The 19996-nt window shown below is 43.8% G+C and carries 18 protein-coding genes; 5 read left to right on the forward strand and 13 right to left on the reverse strand.

Translation table 11 applies throughout. The features are described from left to right. The first annotated feature begins 28 nt into the window (after positions 1-28). Positions 29-553: a disulfide bond formation protein DsbB gene (gene dsbB, locus F0249_RS05685; RefSeq protein WP_171756103.1), complete on the forward strand. Its 525-nt coding sequence runs from the start codon at positions 29-31 to the stop codon at positions 551-553. Between the two features lie 167 nt (positions 554-720). On the opposite strand, the gene F0249_RS05690 is transcribed toward dsbB, so the two are convergent. Continuing rightward, the gene (locus F0249_RS05690) at positions 721-1335 is read right to left on the reverse strand and encodes an SEC-C metal-binding domain-containing protein (protein WP_171756104.1); all 615 of its coding nucleotides are present in this window, start codon (positions 1333-1335) and stop codon (positions 721-723) included. 185 nt (positions 1336-1520) lie between these two features. Here F0249_RS05690 and dusC point away from each other — a divergent pair, with 185 nt between their 5' ends. Next, entirely contained in the window at positions 1521-2471 is a 951-nt protein-coding gene (dusC, locus tag F0249_RS05695) for a tRNA dihydrouridine(16) synthase DusC (protein WP_029203227.1), read from the forward strand. An 85-nt stretch (positions 2472-2556) separates the two neighbouring features. Here the strand turns inward: dusC and malZ are convergent, their stop codons facing one another. The 5 genes from malZ to F0249_RS05720 form a co-directional block, all read right to left on the reverse strand. Continuing rightward, complete coding sequence (gene malZ, locus F0249_RS05700) at positions 2557-4416, reverse strand: maltodextrin glucosidase (RefSeq protein WP_171756105.1); 1860 nt, start codon at positions 4414-4416, stop codon at positions 2557-2559. 203 nt (positions 4417-4619) lie between these two features. Then, positions 4620-5414 (reverse strand): ABC transporter ATP-binding protein, encoded by a 795-nt coding sequence (locus F0249_RS05705; protein WP_017051295.1) that lies wholly within the window; start codon positions 5412-5414, stop codon positions 4620-4622. Continuing rightward, on the reverse strand, positions 5411-6355 hold the full coding sequence (locus F0249_RS05710) for an ABC transporter permease (protein WP_017051294.1): 945 nt from the start codon (positions 6353-6355) through the stop codon (positions 5411-5413). The genes F0249_RS05705 and F0249_RS05710 overlap by 4 nt, the downstream gene beginning before the upstream one ends. Before the next feature lie 52 nt (positions 6356-6407). Beyond that, positions 6408-7376: an ABC transporter substrate-binding protein gene (locus tag F0249_RS05715; RefSeq protein WP_017051293.1), complete on the reverse strand. Its 969-nt coding sequence runs from the start codon at positions 7374-7376 to the stop codon at positions 6408-6410. Positions 7377-7630: 254 nt separating this feature from the next. After that, positions 7631-8509: a Tim44 domain-containing protein gene (locus F0249_RS05720; protein ID WP_017051292.1), complete on the reverse strand. Its 879-nt coding sequence runs from the start codon at positions 8507-8509 to the stop codon at positions 7631-7633. A gap of 208 nt (positions 8510-8717) precedes the next feature. Between F0249_RS05720 and F0249_RS05725 the strand changes: the two genes are divergently transcribed. From F0249_RS05725 to F0249_RS05735, 3 genes are all read left to right on the forward strand, one after another. Then, positions 8718-9308 carry a TetR/AcrR family transcriptional regulator gene (locus tag F0249_RS05725; protein WP_171756106.1) on the forward strand — a complete coding sequence of 197 codons (591 nt, stop codon included), beginning with the start codon at positions 8718-8720 and terminating at the stop codon, positions 9306-9308. 15 nt (positions 9309-9323) lie between these two features. Continuing rightward, positions 9324-11198, forward strand: coding sequence for an MFS transporter (locus tag F0249_RS05730; protein ID WP_171756107.1), 1875 nt, complete (start codon positions 9324-9326; stop codon positions 11196-11198). 91 nt (positions 11199-11289) lie between these two features. Next, complete coding sequence (locus F0249_RS05735; RefSeq protein ID WP_171756108.1) at positions 11290-12216, forward strand: YeiH family protein; 927 nt, start codon at positions 11290-11292, stop codon at positions 12214-12216. Here F0249_RS05735 and F0249_RS05740 read toward each other — a convergent pair. The 7 genes from F0249_RS05740 to F0249_RS05770 form a co-directional block, all read right to left on the reverse strand. Continuing rightward, positions 12199-12360 carry a hypothetical protein gene (locus F0249_RS05740; RefSeq protein WP_017051288.1) on the reverse strand — a complete coding sequence of 54 codons (162 nt, stop codon included), beginning with the start codon at positions 12358-12360 and terminating at the stop codon, positions 12199-12201. The two genes, F0249_RS05735 and F0249_RS05740, sit on opposite strands and share 18 nt — an antisense overlap. Positions 12361-12489: 129 nt before the next feature. Beyond that, positions 12490-13944 carry an o-succinylbenzoate--CoA ligase gene (menE, locus tag F0249_RS05745; protein ID WP_171756109.1) on the reverse strand — a complete coding sequence of 485 codons (1455 nt, stop codon included), beginning with the start codon at positions 13942-13944 and terminating at the stop codon, positions 12490-12492. A gap of 1 nt (position 13945) precedes the next feature. Then, complete coding sequence (gene menC, locus F0249_RS05750; RefSeq protein ID WP_171756110.1) at positions 13946-14932, reverse strand: o-succinylbenzoate synthase; 987 nt, start codon at positions 14930-14932, stop codon at positions 13946-13948. 123 nt (positions 14933-15055) lie between these two features. Next, the gene (gene menB / locus F0249_RS05755; protein ID WP_171756111.1) at positions 15056-15922 is read right to left on the reverse strand and encodes a 1,4-dihydroxy-2-naphthoyl-CoA synthase; all 867 of its coding nucleotides are present in this window, start codon (positions 15920-15922) and stop codon (positions 15056-15058) included. 27 nt (positions 15923-15949) lie between these two features. Continuing rightward, the gene (gene menH, locus F0249_RS05760; protein WP_171756112.1) at positions 15950-16768 is read right to left on the reverse strand and encodes a 2-succinyl-6-hydroxy-2,4-cyclohexadiene-1-carboxylate synthase; all 819 of its coding nucleotides are present in this window, start codon (positions 16766-16768) and stop codon (positions 15950-15952) included. Then, positions 16758-18473 carry a 2-succinyl-5-enolpyruvyl-6-hydroxy-3-cyclohexene-1-carboxylic-acid synthase gene (gene menD, locus F0249_RS05765; RefSeq protein ID WP_171756113.1) on the reverse strand — a complete coding sequence of 572 codons (1716 nt, stop codon included), beginning with the start codon at positions 18471-18473 and terminating at the stop codon, positions 16758-16760. Before menD ends, menH begins: the two co-directional genes overlap by 11 nt. Further along, positions 18470-19777: an isochorismate synthase MenF gene (locus tag F0249_RS05770; RefSeq protein ID WP_171756114.1), complete on the reverse strand. Its 1308-nt coding sequence runs from the start codon at positions 19775-19777 to the stop codon at positions 18470-18472. The genes menD and F0249_RS05770 overlap by 4 nt, the downstream gene beginning before the upstream one ends. Between the last annotated feature and the right edge of the window lie 219 nt (positions 19778-19996).

Here is a 19996-nt window from a genome sequence, read left to right on the forward strand (position 1 = left end):
GTAACTTAAGTATAGAAGGATATTATTTGTGAATGCTCTTGCCGCTATTAAGGCTTTCTCTGCACGCAGACTGTCTTGGCTTCTCTTACTGATCTTTATCGTTTTTTTCGAAGCATGCGCACTGTTCTTCCAACATGTTGTTATGCTATCCCCATGTGTAATGTGTATTTATGAAAGAGTTGCCATGATGGGGATTGGTGGTGCTGCATTATTAGGATTAATCAATCCATCAAATCCTATTATTCGCTGGTTAGGACTGGCGGCCTGGGGGGCAAGCGCCTACAAAGGGTTAGCGTTAGCGATGCAACATGTGGATTATCAATTTAACCCTTCTCCCTTCGCAACTTGTGACCTCTTTGTCACCTTCACTGACTGGGCTCCATTAAACCAATGGGTTCCGTGGATGTTTGAAGCTTATGGGGATTGCAGTGAAGTCGTTTGGCAATTTTTAACGTTATCAATGCCGCAATGGCTCGTTATCATTTTTGCAGGTAATTTAGTGGCCCTTGCCATCATTATCCTTGCACAATTTGTTAAGCAGCCAAAAGCTTAACTCTTTGCAGATAGCTCTTAATTTGTAGATAGTTCTTAATTTGTAGATAGTTCTTAGTTTGTAGATAGTTCTTAATGTATAAAGCTCATTACGCTTCAGCGCCACTAAGTCGTGCTGGCTAGCGTAATGAGCCCTTTCTTTAATCGATATGGCTATTTACTGCAACGCTACTTATTACTACAACATTGCTTAAATTTCTTCCCACTGTTGCATGGGCAAGGATCATTGCGACCAATTCCCTTAAATGGGTTAACTATCTGTGATTTATTGCCAAGCATCGCTTCATCTGCTGCAAGCGCTACTTCTACCACCATGACATCCAATTGATCAGTAAAATCGGCAAGTGCAGGGACTTGATCAAAGCCAGCCTCTTTCATCTGCTGTTGCGTCTGCTCTTCATCAATCGCCAACATTAGAGTGGTTAGGAATGCCTGCAACATGCGCATACTCCCTTCTCCAATGTTTGCCTCTTCCCACTGTGTCTCAATCACAGGCCATACATTCATAAAGCCTTCAGCGAAGTCCGCTAAATTGTCAGAGAAGTCACCCTCACTAAGTAACTGTGTTAATTCAAACTCGCTACGCTGAAGTAAGTTGTGCTGTTTATTAATCTGCTCCACAACGACGGCTTTCACCGTATTTAGCTCTTCACCAAGCAGCAGCTGTAGCCAAACTTCAGGATCAAGAGGTTTAGTGGCTAGGTTACTCGCAAAAATCGCACCTTCTAAATACACACTTGAAAGAGGAAAATCTGTGTCGGGTAATGTCAGTAATTGATACATGTCTTGTTTAACTTTTTAAAGATACCATTTGCGAAACATTATAAACGTCTCTACCTATTTTGTTAGCCGTTTATTTGATAATAGCCATTATCACAGCACCTCCCAATAGAGACGCCGTCAGATCTAGTGACATTTCGAGCTCTAACCACTACAATCGCGCCTCTTAATTTAGTCGGCGGTTGGTTATGCGAGTGATACTGGGCCCTATGGAGGGCGTGTTAGACCATTTAATGCGTGAAATTCTTACAGAGATTAATGATTACGATCTCTGTGTCACCGAATTTGTGCGGATTGTCGATCAACTGCTGCCAGAACATGTGTTTCACCGTTTGTGTCCTGAATTGCTTCAAGGCTCTCAAACTCAATCTGGCGTGCCTGTACATATTCAATTACTTGGTCAAGAGCCTAATTGGATGGCGGAAAATGCGATTAGAGCGGCGGAGCTTGGCGCGAAAGGCATCGATCTTAACTTTGGTTGCCCTGCAAAAATGGTGAATAAAAGTAAGGGCGGAGCAGCATTACTGCAACATCCTGAACTCATGTATCAAGTAATCAAAGCTTGCCGAGAAGCCGTTCCTGCCCACATTCCAGTCACCGCTAAAATTCGATTAGGTTGGGAAGATCCTGAAGACTGTTTTGAAATTGTTGATGCCATTGAGCAAGCTGGAGCCAACGAATTAACCGTCCATGCACGTACTAAATCAGGTGGTTACCAAGCGAGCGAAATAAAATGGGAATACATCAATAAGATTCGAGAAAAAACGAGTTTACCTTTAATTGCGAACGGCGAAATTTGGAACTATCAAGATGGCCAAGCTTGCAAAGCAGCAACCGGGGTTGACTCATTGATGGTATGCCGCGGAGCTTTTAACATCCCAAATCTAGGCAATGTGGTTAAACATAACCATCCGAGAATGCCGTGGCCTGAAGTCGTTAACTTGTTACTTCGCTATTCAGAATTTGAAATTCAGGGTGATAAAGGCCTGTACTATCCAAATAGGGCAAAACAATGGTTTGCTTATTTACGTAAAGAGTACGATCAAGCAGATGAACTGTTTAGAGAGATTCGAACGTTCAAAAAGGCAGCGCCAATTGTTGAACATATTCAACGCTATAGAGATGCTTTACCGGCGTAATTTACCTCTCACCTACCGTATAAGCCTATCGCTGATCTAGCTAGAAGCCAGTAACAGCGATATGGCTCTGTATTTCAAGATTCGTTTATGTCACGTTAGGTGTGTGCTCCAACCTGATGATCTGAGACTCTAGTGGTGATAGCACTAAACGGAATTCTCCTCCATCAATAATGCAATCTTGCTTTTCAGTCATCAGGCTCATCGCTTTACCACCTTCAAACCCGAACTGCCAAACAGGCAGAACTAACTCCAACTCATCATCGCTCAGGTTAATTGCGACAAGAACTATTTCCTGTTCTAACACTCTGGCAAACACAAAGCTCTTTTCATCCACATGCAAAGGATGTAACCAGCCCTTTTGTAGTGCATGACTTGATGTTCTTAAGTGAATTAAAGATTGGTAGTGGCTAAACCACGGCGAATTGCCGACCTCTCCCCAAGGGAAGCAACGGCGATTATCAGGGTCATTCCCCCCTTCAAGCCCGATCTCAGTTCCGTAATATAAACACGGAGCACCCACATAAGTCATCAATAGCGTTGATGCGATTTTCATTAAGGCTTGATCACCGTTAACCAGAGAAATGAACCTCGCGGTGTCATGGCTATCCATTTGGTTTAACTGTGTCAGTTGGTTAGCCCAAGGTAGTTTGGCTTTAGCCTCCAGCAGCCAGTCAACAAAATCACAAGCATCGATATCAATGGGATCGTAGCTAATATCTTGTTTGGCGAGTAGCGCTCTTAATGGGTGTGCGAAGCCATAATAGTTCATCGACCCATCTTCCTGATCCCCTTGCAACCAAGAGGTCGCTTCGAAGAAATGCTCTCCTAGCACATAAGCGTCTTTATTCTCTTGCTTGGATGCTTTTCTAAACTCTTGAACATAGTGAGCGTTATTTTTCGCGCCCTCGCCCTCTCCAAGCATATGGATCACATCAAAGCGCCACCCATCAACGTTATAAGGACTGCGTAGCCAATGCTTGATCACCGCGTCATCTGATTGATAGATGTAATCCTTCACCTGTTGATTTTCGAAGTTCAGAACTGGCAAGTTGCTTACGCCTTTCCAACCGATATACTCTTTCGACTCTCCCTGAAAGAAATAGTAATCCCGATAAGGGGAGTCTGGATGATGAAAAGCACCACACTCGGTCTTGCCACTTTTATCAAACCAAGGATGTTCAGCTGACGTATGATTGAATACGGCATCCAGCACAATTTTCATCTCTCTCTGATGGATATTGGCTGTCAGAGAGGCAAATTGTTGATTTGTACCAAGGTGCGGATCGATATTGAAATAATCCGTTGTGTCATATTTGTGATTACTCAGCGAACTGAAAACTGGATTCAGATAGATCGAAGTGATTCCTAGATCCTGCAAATAATCGAGCTTACTTTCAATACCAGCAAGATCACCGCCATAGAACTCAATTCCCCCTTCTCCTGGTTGAAGGCTCACAGGCTCTCCCCAAGATTTCGCGATAACGTCACGAGTGCCATTTTTGACTTGGTATTCACCGGTGACAATATTAAGAGCAGGATCTTGATTACAAAAACGATCCGGGAAAATTTGATAAAAAACTTGTTTACTCACCCACTCTGGAGGTTGTTGAGTGGCGTTGTATTTAAAATGAAACTCTTTTGCAGGGATCCGCTTACTGACGCCTTTCGCATCTAGCCAATACTGCTGAGTGCCGATAACAACTTTAAATACGTAGTGAGTAAGTGGGCGATCTTTATTGATGACAAACGTCGCTTCCCAGCATTGAAGCCGACCGTGGCGATGGGTTTTATGCAGATCAACAAGGTACTCCTCATTGTCAGGTTCATGTCTGACTTGAACTTTATCGAACTCAATAGCTTCCGTTTTGAAAACAACGGTGAGTAGATCATTGTCGCAACTCAAACCATCAGTAGTTTGAGCGTGGTAGAGAAATGGCGTATTCATAAGCATCCCACATGTCTGTTTTTTCCCATTTTAAAACATGTACAGATAAGAAAAATCCCCCTTCTCGTTTTCAAAAATCGTTAAAAACTGAAAGGGGGATCACATTTAGTAGGCTGAGCTAGAGGGCGTAGCGCCGATAACATCAGCTTTGACTAATTAATAAGCTTTGGTTGAGTAACAAGCTTTAGGTTGAACAATAAGATCTAATTGAGCAACAAGCTATCATCAGCCAACTCTTCGCCTCGGACTTTAGTAAACATTTCTAGTAGATCGGGGACTTGCATATTGGCACGTTGCTCACCAGCAACATCAAGCACAATTTCGCCTTGATGAAGCATTACCGTACGGTCACCGCACGCCAATGCATCTTTCATTGAGTGAGTAACCATCATGACGGTTAGATTAAATTCTTTAACTATTTTCTTTGTTAAATCAATAATAAACGCAGCCATGCGTGGGTCGAGCGCCGCCGTATGCTCATCAAGCAACAATAGCTTACTATCTGACAGAGTCGCCATAACCAAGCTAACAGCCTGGCGTTGCCCTCCAGACAATAATCCAATGTTATCACCTAAACGATCTTCTAAACCTAAACCAAGAATACTGATTCGCTCTTGAAAAAGTTTACGGCGCTTTGAAGAGAGAGAAAGATTCCAACCTCGACGCTTTCCTCGCATATACGCGAGCGCCATATTCTCTTCAATGGTGAGATCACCACAAGTTCCCGCTAAAGGATCTTGAAACACACGAGCACATTGAGTCGCTCTCTGGTCGACCGTTTTTCGGGTAACGTCTAACTCATCAATGATAACGTTTCCTCCGATCATCGGTGTTTCACCCGTTACCGCCCCTAGCAGGGTCGATTTACCCGCACCATTCGAACCAATCACAGTGAGGAACTGATGCTCAGGTACTTCGAGGTCAACCCCTCTCAACGCTCGGTTTTCTAATATCGTTCCAGGGTTAAACGTGACCTGAATATCTTCTAAACGAATCATACCGCCTCCCCTGATGATTTACTTGACTCTGTTCGTGCCTCGATCTTTATCGGCTTACTGAGCTTTTTTGCTTTCAGCTTCCCTTTCATTTTTGGTGCAATCAGCGCCGCGGCAACAAGTACAGCTGTGACTAAGTTTAAATCTGATGCTTGTAGACCAAACATTCCTGAACTCAACGCGAAAGCTACGGCTAAACGATACAAAACAGAACCGACAATAACAGCAACCACAGCCATCCAAATCTTACGACTTGGTATGAGTGTCTGCCCCAAAATCACAGCCGCTAAACCGACAACAATGGTTCCTACGCCAGAGGTGACATCAGCGAAGCTATTGGTTTGAGCAAATAGCGCACCCGCGAAACCCACGAAGCCATTCGATAGCGCTAAACCAAAGTAAGTGTAAAACGAGGTGCTTCCCCCCTGTGCTGACACCATTCGCGAGTTCACACCTGTGGCTCTTAGCCCTAAACCAAAATCACTATTAAGCAATCGGATAACAAACCAAGCTGAAAACAAGACAAGGACCCCAACGACTAATGGCCGGACATACATTGAATCTCCCATCGCTTCAAAAGGCGTTAAAATTGTATCCTCACCAAGCAAAGCCATGTTTGGGCGACCCATGATCCTAATATTGATAGAAAACGCTGCAATCATAGTCAAAATAGAGGCGAGCAGATGCAAAATTCCACACTTTATCGCTAAAAAGGCAGTCACCCAGCCCGTCATTGACCCTGCAACGATCGCCATTCCCGTCGCAACCCACGGATCAATTCCCGCCACAATAGCAGTAGCAGCAACCGCAGCACCCATAGGAAAACTGCCATCGACACTTAAATCGGGGAAGTCTAAAACTCGAAATGTTAGGTAGACACCTAACGCGACTAGGCCATAGATAAGACCTATTTCAATCGCGCCAAAAAACGCAAAAGCAGACATAAATTCTCCTTTTCTGCTTTAAGCGTGGCGATAATTCACCACGCTTAACTCCTTATTTTAGAACTTTCGTCGCTCGATCTAAGACTGAATTAGGAATGACCATACCCAATTTTTTTGCCGCGCCTGCATTAATGACTAAGTCAGAACCTTTTGCCACTTTCACATCAAGTGAACCTGGATCTTGACCTTCAAGAATAGCAACGACGTAATCAGATGTTTGTACACCAATTTGGTAATAATCAAAGCCTAAGCTCGCAACAGCACCGCGTTCAACATAAGAAGTTGCGGCTCCAAAAACAGGTGTTTTCGCTTGGTTTGCAGCTACAATCATCCCTTCTATCGCACTTGCCACTGTATTATCAATCAGTGCATACAGCACATCAGATTTAGCTGAAATAGCTTGTGTCGCCGACTGCACATCAGCACTTCTTAATGCTGTCGCTTCAACCAGTTCGATGCCATGTTTATCAGTACTCGCTTTTAACAGCTCCATCAAGCTGACAGCATTCGCCTCACCAGGGTTGTAAACCACGCCAATGGATTTAACTGTCGGCATGAGCTCTTTGATTAATGCCACATGTTGTTCAACGGGAGATAAATCAGAGAGACCCGTAACGTTTTTCCCCGGTTTCTCTAACTTTCTAACCAGTTTTGCACCGACAGGATCCGTCACCGCAGTAAACACAACAGGTATCGAGCGAGTGGCCGAGACAAGAGCTTGAGCCGTTGGTGTCGCGATGCCCACTAAAACATCAGGGCTTTCACCGACGAATTGGCGCGCAATTTGAACAGCAATTGCAGGGTTCCCTTGAGCGGTTTTAAAATCAAATTCTAAATTTTTACCTTGTTCATAACCTTTGGCTTTTAATCCATCAAGTAAGCCTTGGCGTGTTGCATCTAATGCTGGGTGTTCAACAATTTGTGATACCGCGACTTTCGCTGTTTTAGCTAAAAGGCTGGTCGAAGATAGCAGTGCAGCTCCAGCGAGGAATGCAGTAACAATGATCTGATTTGCTTTCATCTTAACTCCTTGATTTAAGCAACGTAGTAATAGGATGTTGTGAATTTGGTACTTTTTATAATATAAACTGTGCGCTTTTTGCGCATCTGCCAATATTATTACCAGTTAGTTAACTGAAAGGGAAGTTAGATTTAACAAAAACCCAACAAATAGAATGCCTAATCTATTTTATTTGAAAGTTACAGGTATAAAAAAACGCCTAGCAGGTTCATGCTAGGCGCTTAAATGATGGTGTTATCGAGCTACAGTATACTCTAGCCTTGAATGCCAACGATAAGCCAAGGGGCATTTGATGTTGTTAAGTCACGTTCTAAGTGCCAAACATCTTCGATGCTCTCTTCAATACCCTCTGAAGCATCACGGTATCGACCACTAAATTGCAAACTTAACTGAGCCTTAGATGAGTCATAATCTGCACGAACAATCTCAGCGTCTACATACATAACGTCTGTATGTTGCTCACCTTCTAATTTTGCACGCTCAGATTTAAGATCTTCAAACAAGCTTGCTGATACATACTCTTCAATCGTATGCAGTTCATTATGATTCCATGCACCCTGTAACGTTCTGTAGTGCTCGCGAGAACCATTGATAAATGCAACTTGATCAAAACCCGGTGGGTAGTTGTGCGGGATATCACTTTGCGCAACATTTCCAAAACCGCCACCATTGGATTGGGTTTGTTCAAAATTATGTACATTAGGCTGCTGTTCAAACTTCTGAGAGTGAGCGCCTCCGAAGGCTTCCTGCCTTTGATGCTGGTTCATAGAGCCTTGCTTTGCACCAAGCATACCTCGCATGAGCTTGAAGATGACAAATGCAATCAGGCCCATGATCAGGATATCCATAAATTGGATCCCTTCAAAAGCACCACCAAAGAAAGCGGCCAACAGACCACCAGCTAACAGACCACCCAATAGACCGCCCATCAAGCCTTTCTTACTTGAACTCTTAGCCGCGGTTTTACCCGTTTGATCTTGCTTCAGCGTATTCGTATTCTGTTGTTTAGGAGCAGGAGCAGTTTTAAAGCTCTTACCGAATGACTTGCCACCACCAAATTTCTTAGCTTCAGCGATTGGCGTTATAGCCACTGATACCATCAATAGTGCTACAAGCGAAAAAAAACGTTTCATGTTTATCCTTAGGTTTCTATCTTGCCTATCTCGCAATCATACTCGTTAACTATACACAATGAAATATTCAACCTATGCTGGACATGTATCAGAATATTGCGACACCACACAAATTACACCGTTTTTATTAAGATAATCATGGGTGCTTGTTGACGCCTATCCAACAGCTGACTAGTATATTGAACGTTGTTCATTTAAGAAGTTAATCATGGCACGTAGAAACGATCACACCCGAGAACAGTTAGTTAGCCTCACGTTAGATACCGTAAAAGCTTTTTTAGAAGAAAATACGCATCACGAGCTGAGTTTAAGAAAAGTAGCAAATATGATTGGCTACGTTCCAAGCACCTTAGTCAATGTGTTTGGCAACTATAATCTATTGCTGCTACATGCCATAGCACAAACATTAGATGAACTATCCGAACAAGCGAATACTGTTGTCTCAAAAACAACTAACTCTAAAGATGCACTTTATGAGCTCGCCTTTTGCTATCATGATTTCGCGCAGCAACACCCTTATCGTTGGCAGTTAATTTTCCAACATAATATGAATGGTGATCAGCTACCTGAATGGCAAGCTGAACGTATTGATAATATGACTGGAATGCTTGAGTCGCTGCTTGCTGAGCTAGCGCCTTCTCGCTCAAAACAAGAAGTACTACAAGCAAGTCGAGTACTATGGTCTGGCGTACACGGAATTACACTACTCAGCGTTGATGACAAATTCTTTTCCTCTGAACCAATTGATGGCAAAGAACTTATTAATAACCTAATCTCAAATTACCTGATGAACTGGTAATTCAAAGGATACAAAATGTCTCATAGCAGCCAGTCTTCGCTGTTAACTCAAAGAAGATTTCTTCCCTATTTTGTGACGCAGTTTTTCGGAGCTTTCAACGACAACATCTTCAAAAATGTCTTGTTACTGTTCGTCGCATTTGCGAGTAAAGAGGCACTTCCCGTCTCTAGCCACTTATTCATCAATCTTGCGGCAGGCCTTTTCATTCTTCCCTTTTTCCTATTCTCGGCTTCCGCTGGGATTCTCGCGGATAAGTATGAGAAGTCATGGTTTATCCGTAAAGTTAAGTTAGCTGAAATTGCAATCATGACGTTAGGAGCCATCGGCTTCATTTTTGAAAGCTATGCGATCCTATTGGTCTTACTATTTTTGATGGGAACACAATCTGCATTTTTTGGCCCCGTTAAATACGCATTATTACCGCAACAGTTAAAGCCAAAAGAACTCGTCCCGGGCAATGCCTTGGTTGAAACGGGAACGTTTATCGCCATTTTACTGGGAACTCTTGGCGCTGGTGTTATCGCATCCGCTGAATATGCAAAATATATCGCAGCAGGCTGCGTCATTTTCTTTGCTCTCATGGGTTACTTGGCTAGTCGCTCTATTCCACACTCTCCCGCTTCAGCACCTGATATTCAGTTTAAATGGCGACCTATTGCTCAAACAAAGCAAACCATAGGCATTGCGAAACAAGATCGTACGATTTTCCAAGCCATCATGGCTATAAGCTGGTTCTGGTTTCTTGGCGCGTCTTATTTAACTCAATTTCCAAATTTCACCAAGATTTACCTGCAAGGTACCGAAAGCAGTGTTTCCTTTCTGCTCGCTCTGTTTTCTGTTGGTATCGCAATCGGCTCACTGACTTGCGACAAACTGTCAGGACATAGAATTGAAATCGGCATTGTACCTATTGGTAGCCTGGGTATTTCCATCTTTGGCTTCTTAATGGCCACCTCTATTCCGAGCGAACTACCTCAATTTACCCACTTTGCTGAATTCGTTAGTTACGCACCGTTATGGCCGCTCTATTTCTCATTACTGTTTCTAGGGATCTCTGGTGGGATCTTCATTGTGCCCTTGTATGCACTAATGCAACAAAGAGCAAAAGTCACTCAAAGGGCGCAAGTGATTGCGGCTCTGAACATCTATAACTCTCTATTTATGGTTGGCAGTGCGATTCTTGGTATTGTCTGCTTATCCGTTCTATCGCTATCAATACCGCAACTTTTTAGTGTTCTCGCCGTGTTGAATCTACTTGTTACCATTTATTTATGTTTTCAAGTCCCTATATTTTTAGTTCGTTTTTTAATGTGGGTACTCACTCACACCATGTACCGCGTTAAGCATAAAAATTTGCACCACCTTCCAGAACAGGGTGGCGCACTCATCGTGTGCAATCACGTAAGCTATATGGATGCTTTATTGCTCAGTGCCGTCTGTCCGCGTTTGATTCGATTTGTGATGGAAGAGAAGTACGCAAACCTTCCTCCTTTAAAACGATTCTTAAAAAGAGCGGGGGTCATACCTATTTCCGCGACAAATCGTTCATCAATAAAACAAGCTTTTACCGATGTTGAACAAGCTCTCTCTGAGGGGCATTTAGTCTGTATTTTCCCAGAAGGCACTCTGACATCAGATGGCGAAATTGGCATTTTTATGCGCGGGATGGACATCATTATCAGACGATCTCCTGTTCCTGTCATTCCAATGAGTTTGAAAGGATTATGGGGAAGCTACTTCAGTCGACACAAAGGTTCCGCCTGCAAAGGCCTACCGACCCGATTATGGTCAAAGTTAGAAATTGAAGCGGGAACACCGGTTGAGGCAAAGCTCGCGACAACACAGTTAATGCGTGAAAAAGTATCAGAGCTAAGAGGAGATTGGCGTTAAGTTTTTCTGAACAAGAGTTCAAAACATTTAGACTTACTTACCAGAGGCTTAACGGTAGAATGCTCACTCACATCCATATTAGAAAAACACAATGACTAACTTTAAACAAAAGGCTGCCTTTTTTCTGGCAATTATCATCTGCCTAACCCCGTATATCACATCGCCGACAGCGTTAGTCATTGGCTTTTTATTAGCCACATTGGGTTTAGTTCCAAAAGAGATTGCAGTGGCTAAAATTACCAAGAAGCTACTGGCCTACTCCATTATTGGGCTTGGCTTTGGGATTAACTTTCAGCAAGCTCTGTCCGTTACCAGTGATGGTATCGGTTTGATTGTCACTAGTATCCTCACCACTCTCAGTGTTGGCTGGATACTGGCGAAAAAAATGCAACTTGAAAAGCATACCGCTTATCTTATCTCTGCTGGCACCGCCATTTGTGGGGGTAGCGCGATCGCAGCCGTCGCTCCAGCGATCAAAGCGGACGATGACCAAATTGGGATCGCCCTTGCAACCGTCTTCGTATTGAACTCTATTGCTCTATTTCTATTTCCTGTCATTGGACATGCTCTAGAGTTAAGCCAGCATACATTTGGAACTTGGGCAGCGATTGCGATTCACGATACCTCTTCTGTCGTAGGCGCGGCTTCTGCCTATGGTGAAGAGGCTCTGACAACCGCGACTACCTTAAAACTTGCGCGCGCACTCTGGATCATCCCTGTCGCATTTATCAGCTCGCTCATTTTTAGCAATAAACAGAAAAAAATCACCATTCCATTTTTCATTGTTTTCTACTGTCTTGCGATTTTTGTCAGCGACGCTTTGCCGCAATTTGATGTGGTTTATCAAGGGATTTTCCAACTATCAAAACAGGCACTCGTGGTTTGCCTATTTTTGATTGGTTGCAGTATTTCAGTTGAAAAGCTTAAAGCCGCAGGTGCTAAACCGCTAATTTTCGGAGTCTCATTATGGCTGATGATCTCCGTCGGATCGCTAACATGGTTACTGCTGAGCAGATGAGGTTTGAGCGGATTGCTTGTAATTGAGTACCAATGAGGCAACGAGCAAAAAAGCGGTTAATTCGGCAATAGAGCGGACGAGACCTTCGCTCTGAATCGCTAAGGTAATTTGCAGCACTATTGCCACAAGGATAATGATTTTCATAATAAGTCCGTTATTCCAAAGTCCTTTATCTTTGATGCTTATTATGAAGCTAGGTTATAAAAATAATAAATGCCGTTTTGAACTAACACATATCCAATTCAAATAAGTTAATTCAAAAAGGCAAATTGACTACTCGCCCTTTTCTGATCGCAGGTGCATCCACTCTGTCTGTTGAAGCCAGTTTGATAGCGCTTTACGTGACACTTTTATCCCTACCGATTCTATTACAGGCATCCGAAAGTATGCGATTGGAAACTTAAACTTATCGAGTTTCCCATCCAAATACTGACGATAAGCGAAATCCTCATCTAACCGCTCACTGTCGATGATCGCCACAGGTCGAAAACCAAACTCAGCATCTTCGACGGGAATAATAAACGTCTGCCGAATTTGAGGATGACGGTTCAGCACTGCTTCAATCTCTTCACAATGAATATTCTCTCCACCAGAAATAAACTGATTATCCGCCCTTCCTAATACCATTAGCTCATCAGATTGCCACTGACCTAAATCTTTACTATCAAACCAACCTCCCTCATTCAGCGGCTTTAATTGGCCTTGATGGTAATAACCACTCGCAAGCGTTTCACCACTAATATAGATGCGCTGATCAACGATTTTCAGTTTCCGCTTCGGTAATAAGAATCCCGCACTGGATATTGAATCGAGTCGTTTGGCCGTCACCGTTGAAGCGGCTTCTGTCATCCCATAGCCGAGCCAAGTATCAATACCGACTAACTGTGCTTGTTGCGTTAGCGTATGCGGGATATGGCTTCCCCCGAGCAGTACGCGTTTGAGGGTAAGTGGCTGCTTGCTATCGAGTAATCGCTTTAGCTGGGTGCTCACTAAAGAGGCGTGCGTAACCTCTTGAATATCGATGTCCAAATCCCCGGAACCGATCTTGAGCTCCCCCCCGGCCACCAGCCAACGCCAGATAATCGCCAATCCAGACACATGATACATCGGTAAGCTTAATAGCCACAGATCGGATGCTTGATATTCAAAACATTCCAGAAGGCCTTCCGCTGAAGCAATATGCTGCGACTCAGTATGTGCGACCGCTTTCGGTTCTCCCGTTGAGCCAGAGGTGAAGATAATTGAGCCAAGTCCCTTAGGGTGACTGTGAGGCGTTTCTAACACTAATCCACCCTCATTCTCCGGTGAGAGTTCGAGCAAGTGCAGCGGAGTGACGTTTACTATTTGATTTGTGGTCGCTAGTCGCTCTAACTCTGCCTTAGAGAGAGGAAGCTCACTGGGGTTGGGCATCCAAATTGACGGAACCTGAGTCTCTGCATACAAAATATCTAATTTACGCTTAAGCTGCGCCAAGGGCTGAGGAGGACAAATCGCAGGTAGAATGCCTAGACGTAAGCAGGCCAGATAAACAAGCGGAAATTCGGGTTGATTCTTACCAACAAAAACCAAAACGTCACCACGACCAAGCCCTTGGGAGCGTAAAGACAAAGCATAATCATCAATAATACATTTCAACGTTTGCCAATTGATCTGCATTTTTCCTGAGATCAACGCTGTTGAAAAAGGGCTCTGCTGAGCCCATTTTTTTAGTAATGCCGATGCTGACATATTACCCCTGCCACACCAATTCTTGCTCTGCGAGTGGTGTTACCGGAATATCGCAATCAGGCCAAGAGATTTCCAATTGCGACTTAAACAAGCCTATCGTATCCAACCCTGGGACTTCATCCGGCAATTGCCATTTTGAAAAACGAGCCAACTGAGTTAAACCTAAGCTCGACTCAATACTAGAGCTGATCACGACCTGAATACCAAGCTCTTGAGCTCTTCCAATCAATTCAATACAAAAATAGGCAGAACCGATCAAACTTGGCTTAATCACGATCGCTTTCACCCCCGTTAGTTCACCTAACGAAAAGTTTGGCTCTCGAACTGCTTTTTGCAATGTCTCATCCCAAGCGATCGCAATTCCGGTATCAATGGCGAAGGCAAGGCTATCGGCAGGCGACTGACAAGGCTCTTCAATAAACGCAATCCGTTGACGAACAGAAGGCGTAACATACTTGGCAAACTGCTGAGCTTTGGCTAACTTCCATGCTTGATTCGCATCTAAACGAAGTGATAAATCTGGAATTGACTCTAAAAACAGATCAACAATCATTCCATCGCGAATGGCTTCGTACAGTCCGACTTTAATTTTGGCAACTTTCTTTCCATCCATCTGATTCAAGACAGGAATTAACTCATCAGGGTCTCCGCTACACAAAGGAGCCGCTTGATAATTCCCCTCTATGGGTAACTCACTGTTCAATTCCATCTTTGCCATTGATAGGCCGAATGCAACTGAAGGTACTAACGCCTCAAACGAGAATTCACCACCATTTACCCATGTTTCCAGTTGCGCTTGAGCTTGCTGGCCCGCCTCTTCCATCGATTCAAGACTAAAACCGGGTAATGGCGCTATCTCTCCACGCCCTTGCTTTCCGTCCTGTTCAATTTCAACAATCCAGCCTTGACGTTCTGTCAGTTTGTTTTCGCGAAGTATCACCCCACTGTCCATAGGGAGAGCGTAGCGATAGAGCTTGGCAGTGCGCATATAATTTGAGTCCTAAGTTGGTAACGGTGATAAGTTGGTAACGGTGATAAGTAAGTCACTGAGAATAGAAGAGTCATAAGCTTAGGTGAAATTCATCACCTAAACTTAAAATCACCAAATGAATTATGGGTTACGCGGGAATTTATCGAAATCAGGACGACGCTTTTCATTAAATGCGTTACGTCCTTCTTGGCCTTCTTCAGTCATGTAGAACATCATCGTCGCATTACCAGCCAACTCTTGAAGGCCCGCTTGACCATCACAGTCCGCATTAAGCGCCGCTTTCAGGCAACGTAACGCCATTGGGCTATGTTGTAGAACTTCACGACACCAACGTACCGTCTCTTTTTCAAGATCCGCAACAGGTACAACAGTATTAACCAGACCCATCGCTTCTGCTTCTTGAGCATTATAGAAACGACATAAGAACCAAATCTCACGCGCTTTCTTCTGTCCTACAATACGAGCCATATAAGATGCGCCCCAGCCACCATCAAAAGAGCCTACTTTAGGCCCTGTCTGACCAAACTGAGCATTTTCAGCCGCAATGGTTAAATCACACATCATGTGTAATACGTGACCGCCACCAACAGCCCAGCCAGAAACGGCTGCAATAACAGGTTTTGGACAAGTACGAATTTGACGCTGGAAATCCAACACGTTTAAGTGATGAGTTCCGCTGTCATCTTGGTAGCCGCCGTAATCGCCACGGATTTTTTGGTCACCACCAGAACAGAATGCATCTTCACCTAAACCCGTCAGGATAATCACACCTACTTTTTCGTCATAACGCGCATCAGCCAACGCATTAATCATCTCTTTCACAGTCTGTGGGCGGAATGCATTATGAACTTGAGGACGCGCAATAGTGATCTTTGCGATGCCATCTCTCGATTTTTGGTAATGAATGTCTTCGTATTCAGTCCCGCAATCTTTCCAGTTTACCGGTGCGTATAGTTCTTCTTCTGAAATGCCTACTGTTTTTGCCATGGTTGTTCCCATTGTTCTATTTCATGATTAATGTTTAACGTCATTAATCGATTTAATTGATTCACTTAATAAGCGAATAACGGTTGCGACTTGCTTTGGTTGCTCCTGATGAACATTATGCCCTGCGTTGTCTATTTGCGAAAAAGAGAGCTGACTTTCTTTTGCAAGCTGACAAAATTTGGCGTCTTTCTCTCCACAGAGGTAATGAATAGGTAGCAACGATTGCTGCAAATCACTTAATAAATAAGGCTGTTTCGCCAAAGAGGTTGATAACAGCATTTTTGCGACCGAGTCACCAAGATTATCACTGCGCTTAGCGATCAAGGTTTGTCTTTGCTCATGGTTTAGTGAAGAAAAGACACCTTGTTGATACCAATCGGATAAAACCTGTTCGATCGGTTGGGTAGTGAATCGTTCAGCCCAATATTGGTCACTATCCCAGCGTGCAGTTCGAGCCTCTTCATCTGATAAGCCGAAATTTCCGGCTTCAATAATCATCAACTGAATATTAAAACAAGACAGTAACTCTTTTGCAGCTGCGTACATCGCAATCCGCCCACCAAGAGAATAGCCCACGAGAATTATAGGATATTGGGGAGACATCAAGGAACGATCTAACGCAGAAAGTATGGTTTGTTTGATGAGCTGACAGCAATGCTCAAACCCATCGCAACTCAAATGCTGACTCTGCCCATGACCGGGAAGATCAACGATAAGCTGTGGGTAATCGTGCAGCTCATTCAAACACGCTTGCCAATCTTTGCCCGTTCCAAGCAGGCCATGCAGAAACAACAGTAGTGGTTTCTCGTCCGAACCGCTCGGTAACATCAGCTGACTATGAAGCATTGATCTGCTGCATAAGTTGATTCAATTGAGTTGACGCTTGCTCTGCTTGGGTAATCACTTCAACAAGTAAAACACCCGTTCCCGATTCAAAATGCTCAGCAATTGCCTGACGGTATGCAGAAAGCGTTTGCGGCTGGCAATAAGCTAAATTAAATTGCTTCGCGGCATGCTCAAATTGATACCCGTGAGGCATTTGATATAACGACTGTTTCTTCTGTTTTGGCACAGGAAGTAGATCGAAAATTGCCCCACCATCGTTGTTTGTCACCACAATCACCATCGCTTGGGGGCAATGGTTTAACAACGCTAATGAATTCAAGTCATAGAGCAGCGCAGTATCTCCAATAAGCATCAGCATCGAACGTTGACGAGCTCGCTGGACACCAGAAGCCGTAGCCACTAACCCATCAATTCCCGAAGCACCTCGGTTAGTGAACACTTCGTTATTGGATAAATCCCCTAGCATGTCCACTAAGCGAACAATCAAACTATTACCTAGAAAAACATCATGTTGCTCAGCTTGAGTCGCGACATCAACAGCAACCACCAACTCGGTTAAGTCCTCGCCACTAGATGCCTGAGCTTGAGCGAGATGAGTAATTTTTTCCGATGAGCAGATAAGGCCGTCTGCCCAGCCCGAGTTTGTCATCCCTATCAATGGTAGAGAACAAGACTCAATAAATTGGCTCGCCGAACTCACAACATGCCGTTGCGGAAGGTGACTTTGGTTAATACGATGTGCATCAGGTGAAACCACTAAATACTGGCCACACATTTTAGGCACAGTCTGCTCAATCCAGTGATTTAAGCGTTTGGAGACAATTCGCTCACCAAACTGAATGATCACATCGCACTGAGCCAGCGTCTCTTTTGTTTCGGCTTTCTGCATCCACAAATCATAATGACGCCATGCACTACTTATCCCCGATTGAGGATCACACAGTAACGGCCAGCCAATAGACTGGGCAAAATCTGCCACTTTCTGAGACTCTTGCAGCGGCAAGCTTCCCACGATAATCACGCCTTTTTTATCAATCCAATCTGCAGGTTGAACATCGCTTACCGCTGCTGAATAAGTTTGAAAAGTATGAGTGTAAGGCTCACTACTGCTTTTCCAGCGAGATAATGGCGCTAAGTAGTCAGAAAAAGCCTCTTTTGAGCCTGAAGAGTACAAAGGCTCTGGAAATGGACAGTTGATGTGTACACTGCCACCCGCTAAACGTTGCTGGTGCAGTAACTTATCCGTTGTCGTCAATAGCCAAACTAGAGGGACGGACGTTGATGGGCTAGGTAAATTTTGAACTGCCACCACATGAGAAGAGAAAATACCGACTTGATCGATGGCTTGATTCGCACCGCAATTGACTAATTCGACAGGGCGATCTGCGGTTAACACCACCAACTTCTCCCCTGTCAATTTTGATTCTGCAATGGCTGGCAACAAGTTAGCGACAGCAGTACCCGATGTGACAATAATCGCCACAGGTTTATTGCTCGCTTTCGCCAATCCCAATGCTAAAAAGCCTAAGCCTCTTTCGTCGAAGTGTGTATGCAGATTCAAGTGCATGTTTGCATCGGCTTCCAGTGTTAACGGTGTCGAACGTGACCCCGGAGCAACACAAACCTCTTCAACACCTAGTCTTACCAACTCTTCCAATAAGGTCTCAGACCAAATACGATTAAGAACCGCTTGGTCAGTACTCATGATGCAACACCTAACGGTGGATTGTCTGATATTAAACTAAGTAACGTTGCCATCTTCTTATTTAACTCTTGCCATTCATGTTCGGCATTAGAACCCGGTACAATCCCTGCGCCAGCAAATAATTGAACTTGATTATCAACAATCAATGCACTGCGGATCGCGACACAAAATTCCGCTTTCTGGTGACTAATATAACCGACAGATCCAGCATACCAACCGCGAGCAAAAGGTTCATTCTCTTGAATAAATTGCATCGCTTCTGCTCGAGGTAAACCCGCTACAGCAGCGGTTGGCTGAAGAGCACCAAGCAGTTGCACACCATTGGTGTTCGGCTTGAGTTGTGCGTGAATGCTTCGCTTTAAATGCTGCACTTTTCTTAGTCGAACTAATCTTGCCTCTTGCTGAACATTCACGGTTTCTGAGTGCTGGGTTAACCTTTCAACAATGTCATCAACAACGTACTGATTTTCATTAAGATTTTTTGCATCTTGAGATAACCAATTCGCCAATTCCATATCTTGCGTCGCATTCTTACCACGGCCAATCGTGCCTGCCAGCGCTTCGGTATGTAGCTCTTGTCCAAAGCGACTATAAAGCCTTTCAGGTGTTGATCCCATAAAGCTATGCTTCGAATCTAACGACACCATGAAATGAAAACTATGGTGATTCTGTTCATAGCTTGCTTTAAGTAATTGTGCCGAACAAATTGGAGCATCGAGTTTTAAGACAGTCTTTCTTGCCAGAACCACCTTTTTGAAATCGTCCGCTTCAATGCCAGAAAGCACTCGTTCCACTAAATCAGCCCAAATCGCTTTTGATGGCGTATGCTCGGTATGCTCTATCTGAGCACTCAACGGAAGCAGACTCTGCACGTCACAAACTATTTTATTGAGAGCGTTGATCAAAGTTTGCTTTTCAGACGGTAAATTCACCGCTATCGACCATTGATCATCATATCGAATCAATTCTATTTGCGGTAAAAAGAAAAATGACTCCATACAACGACGATTCTTTTCTGTATGGCCGTCAAACGAGCGCCCTCCCCAGATCCGTTGGCCTTCACCGAGAATCGTATAAGCGGGAGCGGGATCTGAAAACGTATGTACCTTACCTAAAGCAACCACTTCTTCACGAGTATCACGAGATTGCCAGTAAAACTTAGGAAATATAGGTTGAGCTTCAAGCCAGTCAATAAATACAAACGGAGGCTTTTCATCCAACCTTTCAACAAGGCGAACCTCTTTGGGAGTCGAGCTCTTCACTCGCTCAACTAACGTTTGTATGGCTTGATAAAAATGGGACAAATCAACCTCGTACACATCAAAAATTCGTATATTGGGGGATACTCTATTTATAGACCACTATCAAATCAAGGATGCGATTGAGGTTTTGTGTTTATTAACAATAAACACACATAACAAAATGTACAAAGCTCACCCGTTAATGCGCTTATTTACAGATTTTTATTCTATCAAACAGTGATTTGATGTACTTTAATAAAGTAATTAATTATTTTTTAGGAA

Source organism: Vibrio sp. 03-59-1, from assembly GCF_013114135.1.
GTDB classification, from domain to species: domain Bacteria; phylum Pseudomonadota; class Gammaproteobacteria; order Enterobacterales; family Vibrionaceae; genus Vibrio; species Vibrio cortegadensis.

What these genes read in the sequence shown, in the direction of transcription:
- F0249_RS05690 (WP_171756104.1), bottom strand. Translation starts at nt 1,335, where the DNA reads ATGTATCAATTACTGACATTACCCGACACAGATTTTCCTCTTTCAAGT.
- dusC (WP_029203227.1), top strand. Translation starts at nt 1,521, where the DNA reads ATGCGAGTGATACTGGGCCCTATGGAGGGCGTGTTAGACCATTTAATG.
- malZ (WP_171756105.1), bottom strand. Translation starts at nt 4,416, where the DNA reads ATGAATACGCCATTTCTCTACCACGCTCAAACTACTGATGGTTTGAGT.
- F0249_RS05705 (WP_017051295.1), bottom strand. Translation starts at nt 5,414, where the DNA reads ATGATTCGTTTAGAAGATATTCAGGTCACGTTTAACCCTGGAACGATA.
- F0249_RS05710 (WP_017051294.1), bottom strand. Translation starts at nt 6,355, where the DNA reads ATGTCTGCTTTTGCGTTTTTTGGCGCGATTGAAATAGGTCTTATCTAT.
- F0249_RS05715 (WP_017051293.1), bottom strand. Translation starts at nt 7,376, where the DNA reads ATGAAAGCAAATCAGATCATTGTTACTGCATTCCTCGCTGGAGCTGCA.
- F0249_RS05720 (WP_017051292.1), bottom strand. Translation starts at nt 8,509, where the DNA reads ATGAAACGTTTTTTTTCGCTTGTAGCACTATTGATGGTATCAGTGGCT.
- F0249_RS05725 (WP_171756106.1), top strand. Translation starts at nt 8,718, where the DNA reads ATGGCACGTAGAAACGATCACACCCGAGAACAGTTAGTTAGCCTCACG.
- F0249_RS05730 (WP_171756107.1), top strand. Translation starts at nt 9,324, where the DNA reads ATGTCTCATAGCAGCCAGTCTTCGCTGTTAACTCAAAGAAGATTTCTT.
- F0249_RS05735 (WP_171756108.1), top strand. Translation starts at nt 11,290, where the DNA reads ATGACTAACTTTAAACAAAAGGCTGCCTTTTTTCTGGCAATTATCATC.
- F0249_RS05740 (WP_017051288.1), bottom strand. Translation starts at nt 12,360, where the DNA reads ATGAAAATCATTATCCTTGTGGCAATAGTGCTGCAAATTACCTTAGCG.
- menE (WP_171756109.1), bottom strand. Translation starts at nt 13,944, where the DNA reads ATGTCAGCATCGGCATTACTAAAAAAATGGGCTCAGCAGAGCCCTTTT.
- menC (WP_171756110.1), bottom strand. Translation starts at nt 14,932, where the DNA reads ATGCGCACTGCCAAGCTCTATCGCTACGCTCTCCCTATGGACAGTGGG.
- menB (WP_171756111.1), bottom strand. Translation starts at nt 15,922, where the DNA reads ATGGCAAAAACAGTAGGCATTTCAGAAGAAGAACTATACGCACCGGTA.
- menH (WP_171756112.1), bottom strand. Translation starts at nt 16,768, where the DNA reads ATGCTTCATAGTCAGCTGATGTTACCGAGCGGTTCGGACGAGAAACCA.
- menD (WP_171756113.1), bottom strand. Translation starts at nt 18,473, where the DNA reads ATGAGTACTGACCAAGCGGTTCTTAATCGTATTTGGTCTGAGACCTTA.